Here is a 22,877-nt window from a genome sequence, read left to right as displayed (position 1 = left end):
TCCATTTGACTTATTCTTTCCCGTGGGTGTAGCGTCAGAGGACGGGGAAGGGAAAGCTGGTTCATGGCGCTCAGAGGCACCAATCAGGAATCGGGGCGGCCTTACAATCGCAGGATCGTGCTGGAGACGATCCGGGTGCATGGGCCCATCGCCCGGGCCGAGATCGCGCGCCGCGTCGGCCTCACCGTTCAGACCGTCTCGACCATCATCCGCGAGCTCGAGTTGCAGGACTTCATCTTAGGTGCCCGCGAGGAACCCAAGGGCCGTGGCTATCCTGCAACAGCCTTGTCCCTCAATCCGGAAGGCGGCTTCGCCATCGGCGCCAGCGTCTCGCCCATCGGCATCGATGTGGCGCTGGTCAATCTCGCGGGCGAGATCATCGACCTCAAGAGCCGCGAGATCACCAATCCCGAACCGCAAGTCGCCTTCGCCGAGATCGCCGCGGCCACGACGGAACTGCGCCGCCTGCGCCCCAAGGGCCGCATGCTCGGCCTCGGCATGGCCATGCCCGGACCTTTCGACGTCGAGGCCATGAGCTTCGTCGGGCCGACGACCCTGCAAGGCTGGAAGGACGTGCCGATCGCCGAACGGCTCCATGCCGCGACCGGTCTTCCCGCCTATATCGGCGCCGACAACGCCTCGGCGGCGTTGAGCGAGCGCCTCTATGGCGCCGGGCGCAACCTGCACGAATTCTACTATCTCTATCTCGGCGTCGGCACCGCCGGCCGCCTCGTCCATGAAGGCCAGGTGCTGAAGGGGGCGCGCGGCAATTCCGGCGAGATCGGCCATGTGCCCTTCATCCCGAATGGCGAATACTGTCCCTCTTGCGGCAACCATGGCTGCCTCGAACGCTATCTCTCGGTCGAGGCCTTCGACCGGCGTTCGAAGATCGTCGGCGAGGACGGCTGGATCGCGGAAGCGGCCCCGCTGTTGCGCATCGCGATCCTCGCCATCGAGAACATATTCGATCCGGAAACCATCATCTTCGGCGGCCTCGCGCCCGAGAGCGTCATGAAGAAGCTGGTGCGCGCCGCCGAGCCCTTGCTGCCCTCCGTCGCCGCGCGGCGCGACCGCACTCTGCCGCGCCTCACCTTGTCGATCACCGGCAAGGCCGCCCTCTTGCGCGGTGCCGCGGCGCTCGCTTTCTCCAATGTGCTGGCGCCGCGCATCGGTGCCTCGAGCGCTGACGACACCGACCCCCTCATGCACAAGCCCAAGGACGAGAAAGCCGCGTGACCGAGACCACCCCGCTCCTCAGACTCGACAACATCACTCGCAATTTCGGCGCCATTGAAGCTCTGCGCGGTGTCAGTTTCGATATCGGCCGCGGCGAAGTGGTGGCGCTCCTCGGTGACAACGGCGCCGGCAAGTCGACGCTGGTCAAGATCATCGCCGGCGGTCTCGAGGCGACGTCGGGGCGCATGATCTTCGATGGCGAGGAGCGCAAATTCTCATCGCCCGCCGAAGCCAAGGCGGCCGGCATCGAGACCGTCTATCAGGACCTGTCGCTGTGCACCAATGTCGATGTCGTCGCCAATTTCTTCATGGGCCGCGAGATCGTGAAGAAATATTTCGGCATCCCGGTTATCCAGGAAAAGGAAATGCATGACGCGGTCGCCAAGGCCCTCGCCAATGCCGGCACGCGCATCCCATCGCTTCGGACCAATGTCGAGCATCTCTCGGGCGGCCAGCGCCAGGCGATCGAGCTCAACCGCTTCGTCCATTGGGGCGGCAAGCTGGTGCTGCTCGACGAGCCCTTCGCCGCCTTGGGCGTCGAGCAGACGCGGCGCGGCCTCCACATGATCAAGCTTGTTGCGGAGCAAGGCATCGGCGTCGTGATCATCACCCATATCATGGCGCAGGCCTTCCAGGTCGCCGACCGCATGGTGGTGATCCGCCAGGGCAAGGTCGCGGGCGATGTGGCGCGCGATCAAACGACAACGGATGAAGTCATCAGCATGATCACCGGAGAGGCCATGATCGGCCGCGGCAAAGAGGCGAGGGCCGCGAGATGACCGTGCTGCTTTCGGAAATCCCCTCTCCCCCTGCGGGGGAGAGGGCTAGGGTGAGGGGGAACCAGCGGCGACGTATCTGCCAGGCGCAGAATGGCATTCGCCGTCCGTTCCCCGTCACCCTCCCATTGCTCCGCAATGGGCCCCTCCCTCTCCCCCGTTGGGGGCGAGGGTAGTTCTCCGGTTCGAACATGATGAACAAAACCAAGGAGGAAGTCCCATGAAACGTCTGTTGAGTGCCTTACTCGGCGCTTTGGCCGTCGCTGCCATCGCGTTCACATCGCCTGCTTTCGCCCAAGCGAAAGGCAAGATCTATTACATGGTCCCGACACTGCTCGACGAGTTCCAGACCGAATCGGTCAAGGCTATCGAGAAGTTCCTGAAGGACGTCGGCTATGAGGCTCAAACCCTCAATGCCGACAACAAGACCGACCTGCAGCAGAGCCAGATGAACGACGTCATCAACCTGAAGCCCGCGGCCATCGTGCTCGCCGCCGTCGACTTCAACGCGTTGAAGCCCTCGATCGAGAAGGCGCGCGCCGCCGGCATCCCGGTGATGATCTTCGACCGGCAGATCACCTCGACGCCGTCCGACTTCACCTCCGTCGCCGGCACGGTCGAGATCGGCCAGGTCGCGGCGGGCGAGATCCAGCGCCTGCTGAAGGAGAAGAAGGGTGATGTGAAGGGCAAGATCCTGCAAGTGCTGGGCGATCCGGCCGATCCCTACACGCTCGACATCCAGAAGGGCTTCGAGGACAAGATGAAGGAGTTCTCGGGCGTCCAGATCATCTCGCTGCCGGCGATGCAGTGGGAGGCCTCCAATGCGGGCTCCATCGTCGCCGACCAGCTGGTCGCCAATCCTGATATCGATCTCATCTTCGTCCATGCGGCACATCTCGCCGTCGCCGCCGTCGCCTCGATGGAGGCCAAGGGCAAGAAGCCGGGCGACATCATGCTCGTCTCGTCCAACGGCGCGCCGGTCGGCCTCGATCTCATCCGTAAAGGCTGGGAGAATGTCGAGGTCGAGCAGCCGCTCTATGCCCAGGCCGCGGCGATCGCGATGTTCGCCGACAAGGTGGCGAACAAGCAGGAACTGAAAGCCGGCACCTACAATGTGCTGGGCCTCGATTCGGTGCTCACCATCGAGAGCTGGGGTCCCAATCTCAAGATCCCGGGTGCCGCCATCACCAAGGACAATGTCGATGAGGCGCGCTTCTGGGGCAATCTCAAGGCGCCCGCCGATCCGGTGAAGCCGGTCGAATAGAAACGAGCGAGCCGCAACAGGATTTTCCCCTTCTCCCGCGCGGCACGCGTGGGAGAAGGTGGCCGAAGGCCGGATGAGGGCTCTTTCGCGAAATCTGCCCTGTCCTCAACGAGTATCCCTTGCTGAGGCAAAGAGCCCTGACCCGCCCTTCGGGCACCCTCTCCCATCCTTCGGACGGGAGAGGGGAAATCCTGAAAGGGAAATGACGCTTACGGAGTAAATGATGATCGGTTCCCAGCAGAGAGCATTCATCGAATTCGTGCTCGACAATCTGGTCTGGTTCATGCTCGCCATCGTGCTGGTGGTGTTTTCGATCGCCATTCCGAATTTCTTCCAGATCGGCATCTTCGCCAATATCGTCGAGCAGTCGACCTTCGTCGGCGTCATGGCCATCGGCCTCGCCATCGTCGTCATCGCCGGCAATATGGATCTGTCGATCGAATCGACGACGGCGCTTTCCGCTATGGTCACCGGCATCCTCTTCGCCTCGCACGGCATCGGAGTTGGGCTTACGACGACGCCCGCATGGCTCGTTCTGCCTCTGTCGCTCGCCATCGCCATCATCGTCGGCGCCGTCATCGGCGCCACCAATGCCTGGCTCGTCGTCAAGCTCAGGATGAACGCCTTCATCGTGACGCTCGCCGCCTATATCTGGGTGCGCGGCCTGGTGGTGGCGATCTCGGGTGGCCGCTCTGCCCAGGATCTCGCCCCCGAGATCCGCTTCATGGCCATCCAGACATTCCTCTATATCCCGCTCATCGCCTGGATCGCGATCCTGTGCTTCGCCGTATTCACCTTCATCATGCGCAAGACGCCATTCGGGCGCCATGTCACCATGATCGGCGGCAACTCGGTGGCGACCTTCCGCGCCGGCATCCGCGTCGATCGGCTGGTCGCCATCAGCTTCGTTCTGGCTGGCGCCATTTCGGGCCTTGCCGGCTGGCTGCTCGCCATCCGCACCTCGGGCGCCACCGCCAATCTCGGCGTCGGCATGCTGTTCAACGCCTTCGCCGCCGTGGTGATCGGCGGCGTCAGCCTCAAGGGCGGCATCGGCCAATTGCCCGGCGTCTATGCCGGCGTGCTCCTGATCTATTCCATCCATACCGCCATCAATCTCATGGGCCTGCCCGCGCATTACACCCAGATGATCCTCGGCGGCATGGTGCTCGCCGCCGTCCTCCTCGATACGGTGAAACTGCAGATCCGGCAGAAGCTCGCATGACGAAGCGTCTCGAGAAGAAAAGCGCGCTGGTCATCGGCGCGGCGCGCGGCATCGGCGCCGGCATCGTCGCGCGCTTCATCGCGGAAGGAGCGCAGGTCGTCCTCGCCGATACGGAGCTCGCGGCAGGCCAGGCGACGGCACAGCGCCTCGGCGCCAGCTTCATCGAAACGAATATCGCGCATGCCCGGGATGTCGACGCCGCCGTCGCTCATACGGTGGAGCAGTTCGGCGGTCTCGACATATTGGTGCAGAATGCCGGCATCTATCCCTGGACGCTGATCGAAGACATCGACCTTGAGGAATGGGACAGGGTGATGGCGGTCAATCTCAGGGGCACTTTCCTCGCCGCCCGTTCAGCACTTGCCGTGATGAAGCAGAAGAACTACGGCCGCATGGTCTTCACCTCGTCGATCACCGGCCCCCGCGTGACGAGCCCCGGCCACGGCCATTATTCGGCGAGCAAGGCCGGCATCAACGGCTTCATCAAGGCGGCGGCGCTCGAATTCGCGAGCTACGGCATCACCGTCAACGGCGTCGAGCCCGGCAATGTCCTCACCGAAGCCATCACCGAGCACCGCTCGCAAGCTTTCATCAAGGGCATGGAAGACTCGATCCCGCTGGGGCGGCTCGGAACGCCGGCCGACATCGCCAATGCGGTGCTGTTCCTCAGCTCCGACGAGGCCTCCTACATCACCGGCACGACGATCATCGTCGACGGCGGCCAGACCTTGCCGGAAGGCAAGGATTTCCGTATCCGTCCGGAATAACGGAGAAGACCCATGTCGAAACGGTTGAGCGGCCGCGTCGCGCTCGTCACCGGCGCCGCGCGCGGCATCGGCCTCGCGGCGGCGAAACGCCTGGCCGAGGAAGGGGCCAAGGTTCTCATGTCCGACATCGATGCGGATGTCCTCGCCGAGGCCGCGGCCGGGCTCGAGGCGCAGGGACTCATCGTCCAGGCTGCGGTCTGCGACGTGGCCGACCCTCAGAGCGTTGCGGCGATGGTGGACAAGGCCGTTGCCGCCTGGGGCCGCATCGATATCCTCATCAATAATGCCGCGATCTCGGACGACACGCCGATCGAGCAATTGAGCGATGCGCACTGGCGCCATGTGCTTTCCATCAATCTCGACTCGGCCCTCCATGTCGCCAAGGCGGCGCTGCCCTATCTGAAGCAAAGCCCTTCCGGCAGCATCGTCAATATCGCTTCGGTACAGGGTATTCGCGGCCAGCCGCATGCCATGGCCTATGCAACGGCGAAAGGCGGCCTCGTCAATCTGACCCGCTGCATGGCGGTGGATTTCGGGCCCTTCGGCATCAGGGCCAATGCGGTGGCGCCGGGCTATATCGACACCCGCATGGCCGAGCAGAAGCTGGGCACGCCGCATGAGCACCAGACCGACTGGTTCCAGGACATCTATTTCAAATATGGCCGCATGCCGCTCAGGCGCGCCGGGAAGCCTCAAGATGTCGCCGGGCCCATCCTCTTCCTCGCCAGCGACGACAGCCTCTATGTGACCGGCACGGTGCTCGTCGTCGATGGCGGCTTCACCGCCACATATTGACTTGAGCAAAGACACAGTCTGTGGCCCAATGGATTCCCTAATACTCACCTAGAGAAAGTCTCATGCATATCCTCATCATTGGCGCTGCCGGCATGGTCGGCCGCAAGCTCACCGAAAGATTGGTTCGCGACGGACGCATCGGCTCGAGGACAATCGATCAATTGAGTCTCGTCGACGTCGTGGCCCCCGACAAGCCGCAAGGCTTCGGCGGCAAGGTCGTTACGCAGGCGGCCGATCTCGCCAGTCCCGGCGTCGCCGAGAGGCTGATCGCCGCGCGGCCCGACATGATCGTGCATCTCGCGGCCATCGTCTCGGGCGAGGCGGAGGCCGATTTCGACCGCGGCTACCGCATCAATCTCGACGCGACGCGCGCCCTGTTCGAGGCCATAAGGCAAGAGGGGCTGAAATCGCCCTATGTGCCGCGCCTCGTCTTTACTTCGTCGATCGCCGTCTTCGGGGCACCCTTCCCCGACAAGATCGGCGACGAGTTCTTCACGACACCACTCACCTCCTATGGCACGCAGAAGGCGATCGGCGAGCTCCTGCTCTCCGACTATTCGCGCCGCGGCTTCTTCGACGGCATCGGCATCCGTTTGCCGACCATCTGCGTCAGGCCCGGCAAGCCCAACAAGGCGGCCTCGGGCTTCTTCTCCAATATCCTGCGCGAGCCGCTGTCGGGCCAGGAGGCGGTGCTCCCCGTCGATGAGAGCGTGCGCCACTGGCACGCCTCGCCCCGCGCCGCCGTCTCCTTCCTCTTGCATGCGATGACGATGGATCTTTCTGCCCTCGGCAACCGGCGCAATGTCACCTTGCCTGGACTTTCGGCAACGGTCGGCGAGCAGATCGAAGCTCTTCGCCGGGTGGCGGGCGAAAAGGCGGTCAAGCTCATCCGCCGCGAGCCCGATCCCACGATCGTCAAGATCGTCTCCGGCTGGCCGCAGAATTTCGACGCCAGGCGCGCCACGGCGCTCGGCTTCCAGGCGGAAAAGACCTTCGATGAGATCATCCGCATCCACATCGAGGACGAGCTCGGCGGAAAGGTCGGCTAAGTTTTCGCTTGCAATCGCGGGCCAGACCGTGGGATTTGGGAAATAGTAGCGTGGGACTCCAGGCGAGCGTGCTTCCCTAACTCGTCATGGCCGGGCTTGACCCGGCCATCCAGTTTTGCCGACGATCGGTCCATGAAGGAAGGCTTCGTCTATATCATGGCGAACAAACGCAACGGCACGATCTATATCGGCGTGACGAGCAATCTTTCTGGACGTGTTTATGAACACAAGGAAGGGCGCGGTAGCATCTTCACTCGCAAATACGGTCTCAAGATGCTGGTCTGGTACGAGACCTATCCTTCTGTCGCAGATGCAATTCAGCGCGAAACGTCGCTCAAGCGTTGGCCGCGCAAATGGAAACTCGATCTGATCGAAAAGATGAACCCTGAATGGGAGGATTTGTATTTGAGCTTTTGAGCTCGTGGCAGGGCTGGATGGCCGGGTCAAGCCCGGCCATGACGAATTGGGGGGTGCGGACCTCGTGCCTAGCCCACCATCTTCGCCCGCAACTCCTCGAACTTGCCGAGCTGACCGGCGATCAGCTCGCGCTTGTCGTCGCGCGGCACGAAGACCTTGAACATCGCCTCGCCTTCGCCATTGATGAACTGGAGCGAGCAGGAACGCCGTCCGTGGAACAGGCGGTCGATGAAATAGATCGCGGCACAGCGATCGGCCTTGATATGGCCGCCGATCGGGCTGTCCCCGTGGATGTTGAAATAGCCTTGCGCGCTGGCGCCCGGAGGCAAGGGCCCTTTGCATTCGAGCACGATGTCGCGCGTATGCACGATGAACAGCACATCGCCCCATTGGGTGAGGTCCTGCCACAGTTCCTCGAAGCGGCTGCCCGGCACGCGCTTCGCCGCGCCCTCGGGCAACTCATCGAAGACGCGGGCGAGCGGCACGCGGCATTGCGCGGCGATCATTTCGAGCACGCCGTCGGATTTTGCGGCGAGCACCTCCTCGACCGACGGCGGCTTCTCCTTCGGCGCAACCGTCATGCCGCGGCTCCGCGCGGCGTCGCGGTCAAGGTCTGGACCGCCTCGAAGCCTTCGAATTGCGGATGGCCCAGGAACAGTTTCTTGTTGGAATTGTCGCCGGCGCGCGCATGCGCCTGGCGGAAGGCGTCGGATTTCGTCCAGGCCTCGAAATCGGCCTTTGTGCGCCACACCGTATGCGAAGAATAAAGAATGTGGTCCTCCTGCTCCGGCCCGCGCAGCAAATGGAACTCGACGAAGCCCTGCATGTCGTTCAGATGGCTGTCGCGCTTGAGCCACACTTGTTCGAATTCGGCGCCGGAGTCCTTCGGCACCTTGAAGCGGTTCATGGCAATGAATGTCATCGATTCTTCCTCGAGCCTTATGGGTGAGCAATAAGGGGTGGGTCATCGCTCTGGCTGGCTGGCTCGCCGTCCTCGGGCATTGGGGACGGGCTTGCTTGCGTGCTGGCACATCCGGGATAACGCATTTCCTTCTCCAGGAAAAGCCAGCTAACTCCAGATGATGCTTGACGAATAGCAATATCCGACTTAATTAGTCAACTATTCTCTCGAACAGCAACGAGCCTCGGAACTAGCTGATCGCCACGTTCCGCAACCCCTGCGGAGTGGTGTCTCATGATCAATCCTACCCCCCATAACGAACCGGCCCCGCAGAAGACGGGTGCGGCCTATGACGCGGAAGCCCAAGGCGAAGCCGTCTATTCCTCGCGCGACCTGTTCCGCGACAAGACCGAGATCCGCATCGAGCATCAAGGCGAGCTCTATCGTCTCAGGATCACCCGCTCGGGCGGACTCCTCCTCAACAAGTGAGGTCAAGGCCATGCTCAAGCTTTCCCGCCGCCGGCTGCTGACGGCCGGCGCCGGCGCCGTCCTGGCGATGACGGCACCTTCCGCTCTTCGCGCCCGCGCCATCAAGGACGCATCGGGCGATCACGTCACGATCGGCAAGCTCGACCGTATCCTCACGATCGGCGGCGATGTCACCGAGATCGTCTTCGCGCTCGGCGACGGCCGGCGCGTCATCGCCACCGACACCACGAGCGCCTATCCGAATGAGGTGATGGCCCTGCCGAAGGTCGGCTATATGCGGGCGCTGTCGACCGAAGGCGTGCTCTCGACCTCGCCCGATCTCATCCTGGCGAGCGCCGGCTCCGGTCCGCCGGAAGTGATCGCCGCCTTGAAGCAGAGCGGCATCCCGCTGGCGCTGGTCGACTACCGGCCGGGCGCCGAGGCCATCGCCAGCAAGATCGCGCTCATCGCCGACATCCTCGATGTCAAGGACAAGGGCGCCCTGCTCACCCAGTCCATCGCGGCTGAGCTCGCATCCCTCGCCAAATCCCTGAATGGCGTGGCGCGACCGCGCGCGTTGTTCGTCCTGAGCCTCGTTGGCGGACGCATCATCGCCGCCGGCCACAAATCATCGGCCGAGGAGATCATCACGCTCGCGGGCGGCATCAATGCCGTCCAGGGTTTCGACGGCTACAAACAGGCGAGCGCCGAGGCCATCCTCGCGGCCGCGCCGGAAGCCGTTGTGATGATGCATCGCGAGGGCGACATCGGCGCGGACGACCTCTTCGCCATGGAGCCCTTCGCCAAGGTACCGGCGGCGAAGAGCAAGGCCCTCATCCGCATGGAAGGATCCTATCTCCTGGGCTTCGGACCCCGCACACCGCATGCGGCGCGAGCCCTTGCCAAGGCGCTGCATCCCGGTCTGGCATTGTGACGACGCTCTCGACGGAGGCGGCGCCGTCCATGCCGATGGAAGGCGACCGCAGTGCCCGCGCCAGGCTGGCGCTCATCATGTTCGCGCTGCTGCTCGTCGTCACCAGCCTCGTCTCCGTCATGACCGGGCCGGTGCCGCTCACGGTCGCGACCGTGCTCGATGCCATCTTCGCGCCTGAGACCGTCGACCTGCGCGATCTCGCCATCGTATGGAGCGTCCGGCTGCCGCGCACCGTGCTCGCCATTCTCGTCGGCGGGGCGCTCGCCTTCTCGGGCGCCCTGATGCAGGGCCTGTTCCGAAATCCGCTTGCCGATCCGGGCCTCATCGGCGTCTCGGCGGGCGCTACCTTCGCCGCCATCGCCGCCATCGTATTGGGCGAAGCCCTGCTCGGCGCCGCCGCGATCATTTACGTACTGCCCATCGGCGCCTTCCTCGGCGGCCTCATCGCCACCATCACCCTCTATCTCATCGCCACGCGGCGCGGGCGCACATCGGTCGCGACCATGCTCTTGGGCGGCATCGCCATCGCTGCCCTGATGATGGCGGCGAGCGGCATCCTCATCTTCATGAGCAACGACCAGCAACTGCGCGAGCTCACCTTCTGGAGCCTCGGCAGCCTCGGCGGCGCCAGCTGGCAGAAGATCATCGCCGTCCTTCCCTTCATCGCCCTGGGCCTGATGCTGGCGGGCGGCTTCGCCGGCGGCTTCAACGCGCTGGCGCTGGGCGAGGCGGAAGCCCGCTATCTCGGCATCCCGGTGCAACTCCTGAAGCGCATCGCCATCATCGCCGTGGCGCTCCTCACCGGCACGGCGGTCGCGGTTTCGGGCTCGATCGGCTTCATCGGCATCGTCGTGCCGCATCTCTTGCGCCTCGCCATCGGGCCGGACCACCGCTATCTCTTGCCGGCATCGGTCCTGTTCGGCGCGGTGCTGCTCACCTGCGCCGACATGGTGAGCCGCACCATCGTGGCGCCGGCCGAATTGCCGATCGGCATCGTCACCGCCCTCCTCGGCGCGCCGTTCTTCCTGTGGATCCTGCTGCGCAACCGCAATCTGGTCGATCTCTGATGTTTGCCGCCGAACGTGTCTCGCTCCGTCTCGGCAAGCGGCCGGTCCTCAGCGACGTCACGCTGACGCTGGCGCGCGGCGAGCTCGTCATCATCTTAGGTCCCAACGGCGCCGGCAAATCGACCTTGCTCAAGACGCTGACCGGCGATCTCGTCCCCGATGAGGGCCGCGTCACTTTCGACGGCAAGCCGCTTTCCGCCATAGCTCCCCGCGAGCTCGCTTGCGCGCGCGCCGTGCTGTCGCAATCGATGAGCCTCAATTTTCCCTTCACGGTGCTCGAAGTCGTGCGCCTCGGTCTCGAAGCCGCGCGCGGCGGGACAAAGATCTTGCTGAGAGCGCTCAACGCCGTCGGCCTTTCAGGCTTCGAAGGCCGCCTCTATCAGGAGCTCTCGGGCGGCGAGCAGCAGCGCGTGCAACTCGCCCGTATCCTGTGCCAGGCCTGGGCCGGCAAGCCCGACGGATCGGCCTTCCTTTTGCTCGACGAGCCCGTCTCCAATCTCGACATCCGCCACCAGCTGCAGACGCTGGAAGCGGTGCGCCGTCATGTCGAGGGCGGTGGTGGCGCGCTGATGATCCTGCATGACATCAATCTCGCCGCTCTCTATGCCGACCGGCTGGTGATGATGGCCGAGGGCCGCATCTTCCGCGAGGGCGCCGCGTGCGACATCCTCGACCGCGCCGCGATCCTCGATGTCTATGGCGTCGACATGCCGGTCGCGACCGCGAAGGAATCGGGCCGGCCTTTCGCTCTGCTCAACCGGCCCGGGTGATGCTCGAGCGCGCCTCGTCGCATTCCTCACAAGCCTCTGCCGGCTGGTGGAGGAACAGCAAGGCATCGCGCGTCAGATGGGCGAGTGCCAGGCGCACCAGATCGCGTGAGCGCATGAGGCGCGCTTGTGCATGGCCGACATGGCCTTCGCTCTGCAGGCCATCACCGCGCAACCAGTCGTCGGCGAGCGCGAAGCGGACGCAGCAATGATTGTTCTCGCCATAGTCGATGCGCATTGGCTGGCCATCCTTGAGGATTGTGCAATAGCCGGGCGAACGATAGGGCACACCGGCCATGAGCTCGGCCAGATGCAAGGTCGTATTGGCGTCATGTCCGACGCCGAGCAGCAGCACCTTGCCGTCCTGTTCATGCACGCGCCCGACCGGGCTTTCGGGAATATGGGGTGGCAGCGGCAAGGGATCGGCGAGGATGGCTTCTGCCAAGGGACCGACAGCGGCAAAGGCCTGGAGATGATCGCCGCGACTGACGCCCGGCAATCGCCAGAACATGTCGGCGGTGATGCCGAGATCGGACGAGGCCGGCGATGTCGTGGGATCGAAAGGCTCATCGTCATTGCCGGACCAGGAGGGCATGACCAAGGTCCCGCCCGCTCCCAGCACCTCGCGGAGCGCTGCGATCAAGGTCAAGGGGCCACCGGCGATCGGACCGACAGCCCGGAAGGAGGTGTGCACCAAGAGCACGTCACCCGACGCCACTCCCAAACTGCTGAGCTGTCGGACGAGCTCGGCCCTGGCGCGCTCAAGCATGAGCGCCGCCGTTCTGCGCTCTAGAAGGGCTTAGGATCGCTAAAGCGCTGCAAGACGTTCCAGGTGATGCGCGAGACATTGTTGTCATAGTTGTTGTGAGAGAGCGACCCGCACCAGGCGATCGACGAAGTCGCGAACAGAGCGCCGCCCGACGGCGTCTCGCCGAAAGCGAGATCAGCCCTGACCCTTTCATTCTGGTCGCCGCCCAGATTGGGCGGCACGACGGTGAATTCCTCATTGACGAGCATCATCATGGAATTGTGGTTCTCCGATGACGCGAGCCTCAGCATATTGGGCGGGGAGCCCAGATTGGTGGTGAGGCAATCGAGCTCGATGCCGGACGCGCCGCCGCCGATCAGTCCGAAATCGCCGATGATCTCGTCGGGCACGTCCTTGAAGATGAAACGGACGCGCGGATTGTCGGCATCGGGCGCGCGGCGGTAATAGGAGGAGACATCGAAGCCCTGGGCGATGAAGCCGACGCCGCAAATGACATTGGGTGCCCGCCCGATGCGCCGCCACAGGCCGCCATATTCGCCGGTGAAGGAATGATAATATTCGCCGGGATCAGCCGCCCAGGTGCGGATGCCGTCCTCGGCGCGCCTGACCTCGATGACGCCCGGCAATTCGTCATGGAAGGCGATGCGCCAATACCAGCCATTGCCGCCCATATACATGAGCCGGCCGCCGCGATCGATCCACGTCTTCATCGCATCCCACATCGGGGTCGAGTGATATTCGGGATGGGTGCCGGTCACGACGACGCGATAGTCGCGTATGAGCTCATAGCCGTCATCGTGCAGATCTTCATCGGTGATGAGATCGTAATCGACGCCTTGATGCTCGAGCCAGTCATAGAGATGGGTGTCGGCATTGTATTGATAGAGGGCCGAGCCATGACCGCCGAGCCAGGAGTGATATTGCGGCGAGAAATTGAGATTGGGACGAAGCCGCGACGAATAGCATACGCCCGAGCCGTCGGCATGGGCGTCATAGAGCGAGCCGCCGAGCTCGGGATGGTCGTACATATAGAGGTCGGTATGGCCGAATTGCAGCAGACGGCCCATCTGCCGCTCGGCACCGCGCGCCGTGATGTGCTCGCCATGATTGGCATAGGCCAGATAGGAAGCGGTCGAGGCGAGCACCAGGACCTTCGGGCGGTCCTGGCGCTGCTTGCGGTCGCGCGGCGGACGGACGAAGAAAGCGATGTAATTCTCGCGTGTCGCCTCGCGGTCATTTTCGCCGCATTTCACATGGAGCGCATAGGCGCCGCTCTTGAGATCGGCAGGGATCGTGACGTCGACCGAAGTCTCCCAGCCTGCGTCATAGATGTCGTCGTGATGGAAATGGATGGCGCCGTACTGCTCAGGCTTGCGCACCCAGCTATGCTCCTCGCCGGTCCAGTTCCAGCCCTTCATGCCGCGCGCCGGCAAATGCACGACCCGGCCGTGATGGCGCGACGGGCCGACATCGATCACCTTGGTCGAACGGATCTCTTGCGACAAGTCCCATCTGGCCATGACATGCGCAAGCAGTGCCGGATCGATAATGCCGCGCAGGAAATCGTCATGCCGGTCGGCGGTGTGGATGCCGGAGAGGATCAGCGGACCGTCGATCTTGCCGTCGAAATGGCGGCCGATGGTGCCCTGGGCCTCGGGGCATCCCGCCATCAGCAGAGGCGCATCGACGGGTTTGGGCGCCAAAGCGAGCTTACCCGAGGCATGGGCGCGATCGTCGATCCCGGCATAGGGCTGCAACGGCCGCTGATCGAGCGTCACCATGCGGGTTGCGGGGTCGATCGACACGGCGATCTGATACCACTGGCGCACCAGCATCGCTTTGCAGCTCTTGAGCTCGGCCAGACGGCCCGATCCATCGCCGAAGCTGACCGCGAGCTCGCCGCCGTCGACCATCTCGATGCGGAAGCCACTTTCGGCCTTCGCATCCCATTGCGCCAGCAGCGTCTGGCTGCCGCGCTTCGGAAGTGTCGGCCAGACGATCGCAAAGAAGGTGAAAGGACCCGAGGCCAGCGCGGGAAAATCCTCTATCGAGACATAGGATCCCGCATCGATGCGCTGCGGCTTTCCCTGATGGCGACCATCGGCGTTCGATGTGACGTGGTGGAATTTGAGCCCGGGGCCTTCCGGATTGCAGTCGCCATGGACGACGCGCACCAGCCTGGCATCGAAATGCGTGCCCTCTTCGAGCGATATCTTGAAGGCGATCTTCTCCCCTGGCGTCACACTGTAACGGTCCGGATAGCCGACGATCTTGAGCATGGACTTCTCGTTTCTTAGTCGCGGAACGGCTGGTTGATGTCTTCGCCCGTATGCTGGCGCCAGCGGCGGCGGAAGACTTCCCACTCAGCCTCCTCGCGGCTCAAGAAGACGGGGCTGTCTTCGATGGCGATCGGTCCATCGAGACGGTTGGGCGGCATGGTGCCGAGCACCCATTCGGCGAAAGGCTTGCGGCAGATGAGCACGACCTGATAGCCGGTCGGGTCGTGGCGCATGATGTTGAGGAGGCGCTGCAGGCCCGGGCTATGGGCGCCGATCGGTTGCTTGCGAAACTCTTCTATATATTGCCGGTCGCGCTCCGCATCGATCTTGTACATGTCACGCTCCACTCGCTTCAGCCCGCATGGTCGCAGGCCGATGCGCCACAAGCAAGGCGGGCAGTTTCGACAGATCGCGGATCACATGGTCGGCATGGGTGATGGGCCCGCCCAAATGATCATAGGCGATGACCAGGAGGCCCGCGGCACGCGCCGCGCGGCGCCCGGTCTCGCTGTCCTCGACAGCGGCCATTTGCCGAGGCTCCAAGCCGAGGCGCGCGCAGCCCAACGCATAAGGCTCAGGATGGGGCTTGCCGTTCTCCACATCGTCGAGGCTCAAGGTGAAATCCATGATCGAGCCGAGGCCCAGCGCGTCGATATTGGCATCGAGAAGGATACGGCCGGCATTGGAGACGCAGATCTGCCGCACACCCGCCGCGGCCAGCGCGGTGACGGTCTCGATCGCCTTCGGCATGGGCTTCAGCAAGCGGCGATGCTCGACATAGAAGTCGTCATTGGCCTTGATCCAGTCGCGCTCCTTGGCGGCGGCCGGCATGCGTGGCGCCAGGGCACGCCACACATCGCCCATATGCACGCCGCGGAACACATCGTCAGAGATATCGGAGACATCGACATTCCAATTGCGGCAGGCGGCGATCAGCGCCTCATGATGCAAAGGCTCGCTATCGACCAGCGTGCCGTCGACATCCCAGGCCACTGCGCGGATCGTCATGATATTCCCTTTACTATTGGATAGAGCTCACGGAAGGCGACATAGCCTTGCTTGTAGATCGGGGCATTGGCGGGATTGGGCTCGAGCCGGTCCGCCAGGCTGACGAAACGGTCGACCGCCGACCAGTCGCTGGCGGCGCCAATGCCCATCGCCGCCGTCCAGGCGGCTCCCAGGCATGAGCCCGGATGGCCGGCGAGGCGCTGCACCGGCTTCTGCAGCACATCGGCGACGATCTGCATCCAGACTGTGCTCTTCGAACCACCGTCGGAGGCGAAATAGGTTTCCGTGCGATGGCCCATGTCGTTCAGCACCTCGATGTGATGGGCGATCGCATAGGCGTAAGCTTCGAGGAGGGCGCGCCACAGATGCGCCGGCCCATGCGCCAGGCTGAGACCCAGTATCGCGCCACGCACATCAGCATCATGGATCGGCGTCTTCTCGCCGAGGAAATAGGGCAGGATGCGGACACCTTGCGCGCCCGCCGGAACGGCGCTCGCCAGATGATCGAGCCATTGGTGCAGCGACAGGCCCTTGGCGTCCGCCTTCGGCCGCTCGCCTTCGGCGAAATTATTGACGAACCAGTTGAGGCCCGACCCGCCGGTCGCCATGCAGCCATTGGGCACATAGAGGCCGGGCACCAGATGATAATCGAGATACATGCGGGGATCGGGCGCGACACGGTCGGTGGCGATCAGCACATCGACGGAGCCGCCGAATTTGAGCAGCACATCGCCGGGCCGCGTCAGGCCGGCGGCGAGAGCGGAGGCGATATGATCGGCAGCGCCCGCGACGACCGGAATGCCGGCGGGCAGACCGAGGTCCTTCGCCGCTTCTTCCGTGACATGACCCAGGAGCTCATGCGAGAGGGTCTTGCGCGGGACGGCAGTTCGCGGGATTCCCGCCAGGCTGACCAGATCATCATCGATGCGATGATTGGCAAGATTGACGAAGCCCGCTTCCAGCGCCCAGTTCTGCTCGACCGCGCGCTTAGCCGTCAGCCGCCAGTTGATGTAGTCATAGGAGCCGAAGACGGTCGCAATCTTGGCGAAGATCTCGGGCTCGTGCTTCCTGATCCACAAAAGCTTGGCGGTGACGAGCTGCTGATTGAGGCCATTGCCGGTCTTGCCGGTGAAGGCAGCTTCGTCGACGGCGTTGCGCAATTCGGCGACTTCCGCGGCGCAGCGCGCATCGCTCTGCTGGATGCTGGGCCTAAGCAAGCGGCCCTTGTCATCGAGCAGCACGACGGCCGGCAGCATGCCGGTGACACCGATCGCTCCGATATCGCTCGGTTTGATGCCGCCGGCCTCGATCAGCTCGCGCACGATGCTCGCGGCATTCGACCACCATTGCTCGGGATCTTCCTCGGCCCAGCCCGGATGGCGCGCGGTCAGCGTCACCGGACGCGTGGCGATATGCAGGATACGGTCCGGCAGGCCGATCAGTATGCCGATCGTCGACGTGGTTCCGATATCGAGGCCGATGACGTAGGTCATGTGATGTGCGTCAGCGCAAAGTGGCGACCTTGTCCATGAAGCGCTTGACGCGGCTGCCGTCGACGGCGTTCCAGGTGTTGCCGTCGACCTTGAAATGCGTGCCGATGACGATGCCGTCGGCGACCGACAGCACATCGGCGACATTGTCGATATTGACGCCGGTATTGGCGAAGACCGGCACGTCCTTGACCGTCTCCTTCACCTTGCGCAGGTCGGACTGCGCGGCGGGCTCGCCGGTCAGGGGGCCTGAGACCAGGATCGCATCGGCGAGCGAGGAGAAGACCGCGCTCTTGGCGCGCAATTCGATCGGTCGCCCGTCGAGCGAATGGGCGAATTCGGCATTGATGTTGAACAGGAGCTTCATGTCGGCACAGCCGAGATTGCGGCGCAAGCGGGCTGCGCCGGCGCAATCCGGCTCCCAGATGCCCATGTCGGAGGCGAAGACGCCGGTGAAGATCTCGCGCACGAACTTGGCGCCGGTCACCGCCCCGATGGCGACGCTGGCCTTCGGATCCCAGAGATAGTTCACGCCGAACGGCACCTTGAGCCTGGGCTTCAGCGCCTGGACCACCGCCGTCATGGCGGCGATACCTTCGAGCGGCGCCTTGAAGACATAGGGGCGGTCGTTCTCATTGCCGAACATGATGGCATCGACGCCGCCATCCTGGAGCTTCTCGACATCCTTGATGACGGAGGCGATGAGCTTGTCGACACCGCCTGCCGCGTCATAGAGCGGCGTGCCCGGCAAGGCTCCGATATGCGCCATGGCAATGACGGGCTTCTTCTTGGCGAAGAAATCGAACGGCATCTCTGTCAGTCTCCTGCTGTTTTCTCTGGTCTGTTCATGAAGCGAGGCTTGCGGACTTGGCGATGCGGATCTCGACATTGGCGGCGGCGAGAGCCTCCGCGAGCGCACCCGAAGGTGCGGCATTGGTGACCAGCATGTCGATCGCCTCAAGCGATGCCACCTGGACCAGCGACAGATGATTGAACTTGGCCGCATCGCAGAGCAGCACCTTGCGGCTCGAGCGGCGCAAATAGACGCGCTTCAGCTCGCTGTCCTCGAGCGAATAGTCGAAGAAGCCGGTTTCGGTGAGACCGGCCGCGCCGATGAAGGCGATGTCGAACCACAATTGCTCGAACTGGGCGATGGCGGTCGGACCGCACATCGACATCTCGTTGCCGCGCACCTCGCCGCCCGGCAAATAGACATCGCGCCGCTCGCGCCCGAGAAGGGTGGCAATGCGCAAGGAGTTGGTGAAGACCTTGATGGTCGGAAAGGCGATGAGCCGCGAGGCCAGGACGAAGGTGCTCGAGCCGACATCGAGCGCCACGGTCTGGCGCGGGCTGACGAGGCTCGCCGCGGCGGTCGCGATCGCTTCCTTAGCCGGGTTGTTCTGCCGCAAACGCTGCTCGAAGGCCGGCTCCTCGTCGTCGAAGGCCTGCGGGCTCGAGCTTTCCGGCGCGATGGCTCCGCCATGGGTGCGCACCAAGCGGCCCTCGGCCTCGAGATCGATGAGATCGCGGCGAATGGTCATTTCCGAGACCGCGAGCGCCGATGCGGCTTCGGCGACTGACACGAAGCCGGTCTTGCGCAGTTGCTCCAATAGGTGAGCCTGGCGCAATTCGAGAGGAAGACGGCGTGTGCCATCGGCACGAAGTGCCGGGGCAGAAACAGGGTTTAGCGTGTCCGTCGGCAGAGCCATATGATGGGGTCCTTACGGAACAAAATTGGACAAATTCACACGACTTGTCCACGAGATAGCACAGAACCACGTTTTATCAAACATAATCTCACAGAATAAAAGTGATTTACTGTTTCTGTATGTTGCGATATGTGTGTTTTCGCACAATACTGAACGAAGGCTCATGAGTACGCTTCTGGCGACGGATCTCAAAGGCAAGACTGCCATCGTGACGGGCGGCGCCACCGGCATCGGCAAGGCCATCGCTACCGCGCTTGCCGCTCATGGCGTCAGGATCATTATCGCCGATCTCAATGGCGAAGCGGCCAGGCAGGCGGCCTCCAGTCTCGGCAAGGACGCCCAATCCTTCGCGCTCGATGTCAGCAAGCGCGCCGATGTCGAGAGGACCTTCGCCCAGATCGAAGGGACGCTCGGCGGCTACGATCTATTGATCGCCAATGCCGGCGTGTCGACGATGAACCGCGCCATCGACCTCACCGATGAGGAATGGGATTTCAACTTCGCCGTCAACATCAAGGGCGTGTTTCTCACCAACCAGGCCGCGGTCCGCTATTTTCTGCGCGAGAAGAAGAAAGGCGTGATCGTCAACACGGCATCGCTCGCGGCCAAGGTCGGCGCACCCTTGCTCGCACATTATTCGGCCAGCAAATTCGCCGTGCTCGGCTGGACGCAGGCGCTGGCGCGCGAGGTCGCGGCGCAAGGCATCCGCGTGAATGCGGTCTGTCCCGGCTTCGTCAGAACCTCGATGCAGGAGCGCGAGGTCGCCTGGGAAGCGAAACTGCGCGGCCTGACACCCGATCAGGTGATCAAGGAATATGTCGCACAGACGCCGCTCGGGCGGCTGGAAGAGCCGGAAGACATTGCCGGCCTCGCCGTCTTCCTGTGTTCCGATGCCGCGCGCTTCATGACCGGACAGGGCATCAATGTCACGGGCGGCGTCTATATGGGCTGACCCTCGTGAGGCTTAGAGCAAATCCCGCCAAAGTTGCAGACTTTGGCGATAAGGATTTGCTCCAGCATAAGCCTCACAAGGTGAAGTGGAGCAACTCTGAGAGAACGAGGCCGGCGGCACCCCGCAGCGCGGCACGGTCCTCCAGGTCTCCCATGACGAGTTCGATATCGCCCCCAGGGCGCCAGGGCACGAGGTCGCGGACATGCTGAGCTATGGCATCGAGCAGACGAGAACCGCCTCCGACCACATCGCCATGCAGGACGATGAAGTTCGGCGCCATCGTCTGTTGCAGATTAGCGATACCGATCGCGACGTTGCGAGCATAGAGATCAAGGAGTTCCGCGGCTCCCTCGACGCCACTCTCGGCAAGCGCGACGAGACCGCGCGATTCCAACGCGGGCGCTCCCGGAAGGCCGGCCTTTGCCGCCTCGCGGCGGAGCCAGCCCAGCGTGGCGATGGTCTCCCAGCAGCCGCGGCGGCCGCAGCGGCAGATCGTGCCGTCCACAGCTACGAAAGTGTGACCGAGCTCACCACCGGCGCCGGCGTGCCCGCGATAGAGATGACCGTCGAGGAAGATGGCCCCGCCCAGCACCTCGCCCGTATAGATGACGGCGAAATTGCGCTTGCCGCGACCGATGCCGAACCAGCGGTCGCCAACCAGCAGGGCGCGCGGATGGTGATCGACGCGTGTGGTCAGGCCGAAACGGCGCGTCAACTCCGCGCCGAGCGGGAAACCGGCGAGCAGGGGAGCGAGATTCACCGCAACGATCGATCCCCTGTCGGTGTCGATCATGCCGCCCGCCGCCACGCCGATGCCCAGCGGCGGGCGATGGGCGCGCAACAAGGTCCGGCTGATCGAGTTGAAGATCGGTCGCGACAGCGCTTCGACCATGTCGGCATCCGGCGGGAAGTCGACTTTCACTTCCGCCGTGATCGTGCCGTCGAGGGAAACCAGGCCGCACTGCACACTGTCATGCATCAGCAGCACCGCGCAGATGGGCGCTGCGTCCTTGGCGAACCACATGGGCTTGGCCGGTTTGCCGCCGCTTCCTTTCGACGGCAGGGGATCGCCATCGACAAGAAGGCCTTGGTCGATCAGGGGCTGGATGATGCCGGTGATGGTGGCGCGGTTGACGCCGACATGGCGAGCCAGCTCGGCTCGGCTGGTGGGGCCCAGATCGAACAACACCTGGAGGACGCGGCCGCGATTGGCGAGGCCGATCGCGGAGGAGGAGATCAGGCCCTGCGCCCGGCTCCGGGGCCTGACGGACTCATCCAGCAATTCGTTGACCGCTGCCGGTCGGCCTCTTTCGCTCCCCGACGAGGATCTTCCGTCGGACATCATTGCCGTCGATCCTGCTCCTTCGATGGATTCGCCCAGCCCTTGCGTTGGGACGAATCGCACTGGGTCCTGGCGAGGCCTAGCACCATGAAGCCCGAACACCCACTCCCATGGCGGCCACCCTATAGCTTGACGATACAATAAGTTTGTGTGAGCATCAAACAAACTATTTACGCAAAAAAGAGAGAACCGGACATCGCGTCACAACAACGGAGGAAATGACATGGCCACGACACCCAAAATCTCGCGCCGCAGCGTGCTCAAAAGCGGTGCCGCTCTTGCCGGCACCACCGCGCTCAGCCTCAAGCCAAGACGCGCTTCGGCGCAAGACAAGACGCTGCGCGTACTGCTTGCCGGTGATCCCTTCTATTACGCCATCGAGGGGCTCGCCGATCAGTTCCAGCAGGCGAGCGGCATCAAATTGCAGATCGAGGCCATTTCGCTCGAAGCGCTGCAGGCGCGCCTCACCTCCTCCTTCATCAGCAACGAGCCCGATGCCGATGTCATCTCGGTCGACCAGATGTGGCTCGGCCAATATCTCGAGAGCAAGTGGATCCTGCCGCTCAATGAATTCATCAAGGCGGACAAGGACAGCGCCATCAACGACTATGTGCCGCAAGCGCTCTATTCGATGAACACCTGGCGCGGCCAGGTCGGCACGCTGCCGGTCGCCACCTATGGCCAGACCGTTCTCTATTACAAGGACTATGTCGAGAATGCCGGCGTCAAGATTCCGACCGACGGCAGCTGGAGCTGGGCCGACTATCTCGGCATCGTCGAGAAACTGAACGGCAAGGAATTCTCGGGCGCCAAGATGGCAGGTACCGTCGTCTCGGGCCAGCAGCCCGCCCCGGTCGTCCATATGTTCACCCAGCTTGCCGCCAGCATGGGCACCCATTGGTTCAAGAGCTTTCCGACCGGCAAATGGGATTTCGAGCCGACCATCGACACGCCGGAAACCGCAGAAGCGCTCAAGACGTTCCTCGCCCTCTACAAGAACTCGCCGCCTGAAGCGGTCGGCTACAATTGGTTCGATGCCGGCATGCGCTTCGCCAAGGGCGATATCGGCATCTTCTACTGGTGGACCCCTTACGCCTATCTGTGCAAGAAGGACGGCTATATGACGGGCAAGGATTCCGTCATCGCCGAGAAGATCGGCATCGCGCGATTGCCGACGGCGCCCGGCAAGAAGCAAGTGGTCAGCATCGGCGGGCACAGCCTCGGCATCGCCGGCAACAGCTTGAACCGCGACGCCGCCTGGCAGTTCATCAAATGGGCGACATCGGCCAAGACCCAGAAGGACATGGCCCTCTTCAACAAGTTCGGCTACCAGTTCTCCGATTTCGCCAGGCCCTCGCTCTACAAGGACCCCGATCTCATCAAGATCTATCCGCATCTGCCGGGCCAGCTCGCCGATCTCGAGGAAGGCAACGGCAAGATCGTGCGTCCGCCCTGCCCGGTCTACACGACGCTCGAAGGCATCTACGGACTCAACCTCAACAAGGTGCTGTCCGGCGAGCTGACGCCGGAGCAGGCGCTCAAGGAAACCTCGCTGTTCTTCCAGACGATCCTCAAGGGCAATTTCCTCATTCCCTATCAGCAGGAATCCTATGACGACACGCTCGACGCGACCAAGGCCCTGATGGCCTCGCTCGCTTAAGGGAG

The 22,877-nt window shown here is 63.4% G+C and carries 24 protein-coding genes; 14 read left to right on the top strand and 10 right to left on the bottom strand.

Annotation, left to right across the window (positions count from 1 at the left end; translation table 11 throughout):
• Positions 1 to 63: 63 nt before the first annotated feature.
• The 8 genes from DS839_RS32875 to DS839_RS32840 all read left to right on the top strand — a co-directional run bounded on the left by DS839_RS32875 (position 64) and on the right by DS839_RS32840 (position 7,526).
• Positions 64 to 1,236, top strand: coding sequence for an ROK family transcriptional regulator (locus DS839_RS32875; protein ID WP_119274777.1), 1,173 nt, complete (start codon positions 64 to 66; stop codon positions 1,234 to 1,236).
• Positions 1,233 to 2,015, top strand: a complete 783-nt coding sequence (locus tag DS839_RS32870) for an ATP-binding cassette domain-containing protein (RefSeq protein ID WP_119274776.1) — start codon at positions 1,233 to 1,235, stop codon at positions 2,013 to 2,015. The genes DS839_RS32875 and DS839_RS32870 overlap by 4 nt, the downstream gene beginning before the upstream one ends.
• A 217-nt stretch (positions 2,016 to 2,232) precedes the next feature.
• Positions 2,233 to 3,276 carry a sugar ABC transporter substrate-binding protein gene (locus tag DS839_RS32865; protein ID WP_119274775.1) on the top strand — a complete coding sequence of 348 codons (1,044 nt, stop codon included), beginning with the start codon at positions 2,233 to 2,235 and terminating at the stop codon, positions 3,274 to 3,276.
• A 223-nt stretch (positions 3,277 to 3,499) separates the two neighbouring features.
• Complete coding sequence (locus DS839_RS32860; protein WP_119274817.1) at positions 3,500 to 4,498, top strand: ABC transporter permease; 999 nt, start codon at positions 3,500 to 3,502, stop codon at positions 4,496 to 4,498.
• On the top strand, positions 4,495 to 5,265 hold the full coding sequence (locus DS839_RS32855; protein ID WP_119274774.1) for an SDR family oxidoreductase: 771 nt from the start codon (positions 4,495 to 4,497) through the stop codon (positions 5,263 to 5,265). The genes DS839_RS32860 and DS839_RS32855 overlap by 4 nt, the downstream gene beginning before the upstream one ends.
• A 12-nt stretch (positions 5,266 to 5,277) precedes the next feature.
• The gene (locus tag DS839_RS32850) at positions 5,278 to 6,060 is read left to right on the top strand and encodes an SDR family NAD(P)-dependent oxidoreductase (protein WP_119274773.1); all 783 of its coding nucleotides are present in this window, start codon (positions 5,278 to 5,280) and stop codon (positions 6,058 to 6,060) included.
• A gap of 62 nt (positions 6,061 to 6,122) precedes the next feature.
• The gene (gene denD / locus DS839_RS32845) at positions 6,123 to 7,109 is read left to right on the top strand and encodes a D-erythronate dehydrogenase (RefSeq protein WP_119274772.1); all 987 of its coding nucleotides are present in this window, start codon (positions 6,123 to 6,125) and stop codon (positions 7,107 to 7,109) included.
• 132 nt (positions 7,110 to 7,241) lie between these two features.
• Positions 7,242 to 7,526: a GIY-YIG nuclease family protein gene (locus DS839_RS32840; protein WP_119274771.1), complete on the top strand. Its 285-nt coding sequence runs from the start codon at positions 7,242 to 7,244 to the stop codon at positions 7,524 to 7,526.
• Between the two features lie 68 nt (positions 7,527 to 7,594).
• Here DS839_RS32840 and hutX read toward each other — a convergent pair whose 3' ends face one another.
• Both hutX and hmuQ read right to left on the bottom strand, forming a co-directional pair.
• On the bottom strand, positions 7,595 to 8,107 hold the full coding sequence (gene hutX, locus DS839_RS32835) for a heme utilization cystosolic carrier protein HutX (protein WP_119274770.1): 513 nt from the start codon (positions 8,105 to 8,107) through the stop codon (positions 7,595 to 7,597).
• The gene (gene hmuQ, locus DS839_RS32830; RefSeq protein WP_119274769.1) at positions 8,104 to 8,448 is read right to left on the bottom strand and encodes a heme-degrading protein HmuQ; all 345 of its coding nucleotides are present in this window, start codon (positions 8,446 to 8,448) and stop codon (positions 8,104 to 8,106) included. Before hmuQ ends, hutX begins: the two co-directional genes overlap by 4 nt.
• Positions 8,449 to 8,721: 273 nt before the next feature.
• Here hmuQ and hemP point away from each other — a divergent pair, with 273 nt between their 5' ends.
• The 4 genes from hemP to DS839_RS32810 are packed head-to-tail and all read left to right on the top strand — an operon-like array spanning position 8,722 to position 11,666.
• Positions 8,722 to 8,916, top strand: a complete 195-nt coding sequence (gene hemP, locus DS839_RS32825; RefSeq protein WP_119274768.1) for a hemin uptake protein HemP — start codon at positions 8,722 to 8,724, stop codon at positions 8,914 to 8,916.
• 10 nt (positions 8,917 to 8,926) lie between these two features.
• A complete protein-coding gene (locus DS839_RS32820) occupies positions 8,927 to 9,829 on the top strand; it encodes a heme/hemin ABC transporter substrate-binding protein (protein ID WP_119274767.1) in 903 nt (300 codons plus the stop codon).
• 29 nt (positions 9,830 to 9,858) lie between these two features.
• Positions 9,859 to 10,896 (top strand): FecCD family ABC transporter permease, encoded by a 1,038-nt coding sequence (locus tag DS839_RS32815; protein ID WP_119274816.1) that lies wholly within the window; start codon positions 9,859 to 9,861, stop codon positions 10,894 to 10,896.
• On the top strand, positions 10,896 to 11,666 hold the full coding sequence (locus DS839_RS32810) for a heme ABC transporter ATP-binding protein (RefSeq protein WP_119274766.1): 771 nt from the start codon (positions 10,896 to 10,898) through the stop codon (positions 11,664 to 11,666). The genes DS839_RS32815 and DS839_RS32810 overlap by 1 nt, the downstream gene beginning before the upstream one ends.
• Here DS839_RS32810 and aac(3)-IV read toward each other — a convergent pair.
• The 7 genes from aac(3)-IV to DS839_RS32775 are packed head-to-tail and all read right to left on the bottom strand — an operon-like array spanning position 11,650 to position 18,918.
• A complete protein-coding gene (gene aac(3)-IV / locus DS839_RS32805) occupies positions 11,650 to 12,432 on the bottom strand; it encodes an AAC(3)-IV family aminoglycoside N-acetyltransferase (RefSeq protein WP_119274765.1) in 783 nt (260 codons plus the stop codon). The two genes, DS839_RS32810 and aac(3)-IV, sit on opposite strands and share 17 nt — an antisense overlap.
• A 20-nt stretch (positions 12,433 to 12,452) precedes the next feature.
• Positions 12,453 to 14,711, bottom strand: a complete 2,259-nt coding sequence (locus DS839_RS32800) for a N,N-dimethylformamidase beta subunit family domain-containing protein (RefSeq protein ID WP_119274764.1) — start codon at positions 14,709 to 14,711, stop codon at positions 12,453 to 12,455.
• A gap of 14 nt (positions 14,712 to 14,725) precedes the next feature.
• Positions 14,726 to 15,046, bottom strand: a complete 321-nt coding sequence (locus DS839_RS32795; RefSeq protein WP_119274763.1) for a N,N-dimethylformamidase alpha subunit family protein — start codon at positions 15,044 to 15,046, stop codon at positions 14,726 to 14,728.
• Position 15,047: 1 nt separating this feature from the next.
• The gene (locus DS839_RS32790; RefSeq protein ID WP_119274762.1) at positions 15,048 to 15,719 is read right to left on the bottom strand and encodes an HAD family hydrolase; all 672 of its coding nucleotides are present in this window, start codon (positions 15,717 to 15,719) and stop codon (positions 15,048 to 15,050) included.
• Positions 15,716 to 17,212, bottom strand: coding sequence for an FGGY-family carbohydrate kinase (locus DS839_RS32785; protein WP_119274761.1), 1,497 nt, complete (start codon positions 17,210 to 17,212; stop codon positions 15,716 to 15,718). The genes DS839_RS32790 and DS839_RS32785 overlap by 4 nt, the downstream gene beginning before the upstream one ends.
• A gap of 10 nt (positions 17,213 to 17,222) precedes the next feature.
• Complete coding sequence (locus DS839_RS32780) at positions 17,223 to 18,020, bottom strand: BtpA/SgcQ family protein (protein ID WP_119274760.1); 798 nt, start codon at positions 18,018 to 18,020, stop codon at positions 17,223 to 17,225.
• A 34-nt stretch (positions 18,021 to 18,054) separates the two neighbouring features.
• Complete coding sequence (locus tag DS839_RS32775) at positions 18,055 to 18,918, bottom strand: DeoR/GlpR family DNA-binding transcription regulator (protein ID WP_119274759.1); 864 nt, start codon at positions 18,916 to 18,918, stop codon at positions 18,055 to 18,057.
• Positions 18,919 to 19,081: 163 nt separating this feature from the next.
• Between DS839_RS32775 and DS839_RS32770 the strand changes: the two genes are divergently transcribed.
• Positions 19,082 to 19,870, top strand: coding sequence for an SDR family NAD(P)-dependent oxidoreductase (locus tag DS839_RS32770; RefSeq protein WP_119274758.1), 789 nt, complete (start codon positions 19,082 to 19,084; stop codon positions 19,868 to 19,870).
• Positions 19,871 to 19,943: 73 nt separating this feature from the next.
• On the opposite strand, the gene DS839_RS32765 is transcribed toward DS839_RS32770, so the two are convergent.
• Positions 19,944 to 21,215: an ROK family transcriptional regulator gene (locus DS839_RS32765; RefSeq protein ID WP_368912058.1), complete on the bottom strand. Its 1,272-nt coding sequence runs from the start codon at positions 21,213 to 21,215 to the stop codon at positions 19,944 to 19,946.
• A gap of 220 nt (positions 21,216 to 21,435) precedes the next feature.
• Between DS839_RS32765 and DS839_RS32760 the strand changes: the two genes are divergently transcribed.
• Positions 21,436 to 22,872 carry a substrate-binding domain-containing protein gene (locus DS839_RS32760; protein ID WP_119274757.1) on the top strand — a complete coding sequence of 479 codons (1,437 nt, stop codon included), beginning with the start codon at positions 21,436 to 21,438 and terminating at the stop codon, positions 22,870 to 22,872.
• Positions 22,873 to 22,877: the final 5 nt, after the last annotated feature.

It is taken from the genome of Taklimakanibacter deserti, assembly GCA_003574785.1.
This window is presented reverse-complemented; position numbering and strand designations above follow the sequence as displayed.

Bases quoted from the DNA above. Each gene is read 5' to 3' on its own strand.
- DS839_RS32875 (WP_119274777.1), top strand. From the start codon at position 64: ATGGCGCTCAGAGGCACCAATCAGGAATCGGGGCGGCCTTACAATCGC.
- DS839_RS32865 (WP_119274775.1), top strand. From the start codon at position 2,233: ATGAAACGTCTGTTGAGTGCCTTACTCGGCGCTTTGGCCGTCGCTGCC.
- DS839_RS32860 (WP_119274817.1), top strand. From the start codon at position 3,500: ATGATCGGTTCCCAGCAGAGAGCATTCATCGAATTCGTGCTCGACAAT.
- DS839_RS32855 (WP_119274774.1), top strand. From the start codon at position 4,495: ATGACGAAGCGTCTCGAGAAGAAAAGCGCGCTGGTCATCGGCGCGGCG.
- DS839_RS32850 (WP_119274773.1), top strand. From the start codon at position 5,278: ATGTCGAAACGGTTGAGCGGCCGCGTCGCGCTCGTCACCGGCGCCGCG.
- denD (WP_119274772.1), top strand. From the start codon at position 6,123: ATGCATATCCTCATCATTGGCGCTGCCGGCATGGTCGGCCGCAAGCTC.
- DS839_RS32840 (WP_119274771.1), top strand. From the start codon at position 7,242: ATGAAGGAAGGCTTCGTCTATATCATGGCGAACAAACGCAACGGCACG.
- hutX (WP_119274770.1), bottom strand. From the start codon at position 8,107: ATGACGGTTGCGCCGAAGGAGAAGCCGCCGTCGGTCGAGGAGGTGCTC.
- hmuQ (WP_119274769.1), bottom strand. From the start codon at position 8,448: ATGACATTCATTGCCATGAACCGCTTCAAGGTGCCGAAGGACTCCGGC.
- hemP (WP_119274768.1), top strand. From the start codon at position 8,722: ATGATCAATCCTACCCCCCATAACGAACCGGCCCCGCAGAAGACGGGT.
- DS839_RS32820 (WP_119274767.1), top strand. From the start codon at position 8,927: ATGCTCAAGCTTTCCCGCCGCCGGCTGCTGACGGCCGGCGCCGGCGCC.
- DS839_RS32815 (WP_119274816.1), top strand. From the start codon at position 9,859: ATGCCGATGGAAGGCGACCGCAGTGCCCGCGCCAGGCTGGCGCTCATC.
- DS839_RS32810 (WP_119274766.1), top strand. From the start codon at position 10,896: ATGTTTGCCGCCGAACGTGTCTCGCTCCGTCTCGGCAAGCGGCCGGTC.
- DS839_RS32800 (WP_119274764.1), bottom strand. From the start codon at position 14,711: ATGCTCAAGATCGTCGGCTATCCGGACCGTTACAGTGTGACGCCAGGG.
- DS839_RS32795 (WP_119274763.1), bottom strand. From the start codon at position 15,046: ATGTACAAGATCGATGCGGAGCGCGACCGGCAATATATAGAAGAGTTT.
- DS839_RS32790 (WP_119274762.1), bottom strand. From the start codon at position 15,719: ATGACGATCCGCGCAGTGGCCTGGGATGTCGACGGCACGCTGGTCGAT.
- DS839_RS32785 (WP_119274761.1), bottom strand. From the start codon at position 17,212: ATGACCTACGTCATCGGCCTCGATATCGGAACCACGTCGACGATCGGC.
- DS839_RS32780 (WP_119274760.1), bottom strand. From the start codon at position 18,020: ATGCCGTTCGATTTCTTCGCCAAGAAGAAGCCCGTCATTGCCATGGCG.
- DS839_RS32775 (WP_119274759.1), bottom strand. From the start codon at position 18,918: ATGGCTCTGCCGACGGACACGCTAAACCCTGTTTCTGCCCCGGCACTT.
- DS839_RS32770 (WP_119274758.1), top strand. From the start codon at position 19,082: ATGAGTACGCTTCTGGCGACGGATCTCAAAGGCAAGACTGCCATCGTG.
- DS839_RS32765 (WP_368912058.1), bottom strand. From the start codon at position 21,215: ATGATGTCCGACGGAAGATCCTCGTCGGGGAGCGAAAGAGGCCGACCG.
- DS839_RS32760 (WP_119274757.1), top strand. From the start codon at position 21,436: ATGGCCACGACACCCAAAATCTCGCGCCGCAGCGTGCTCAAAAGCGGT.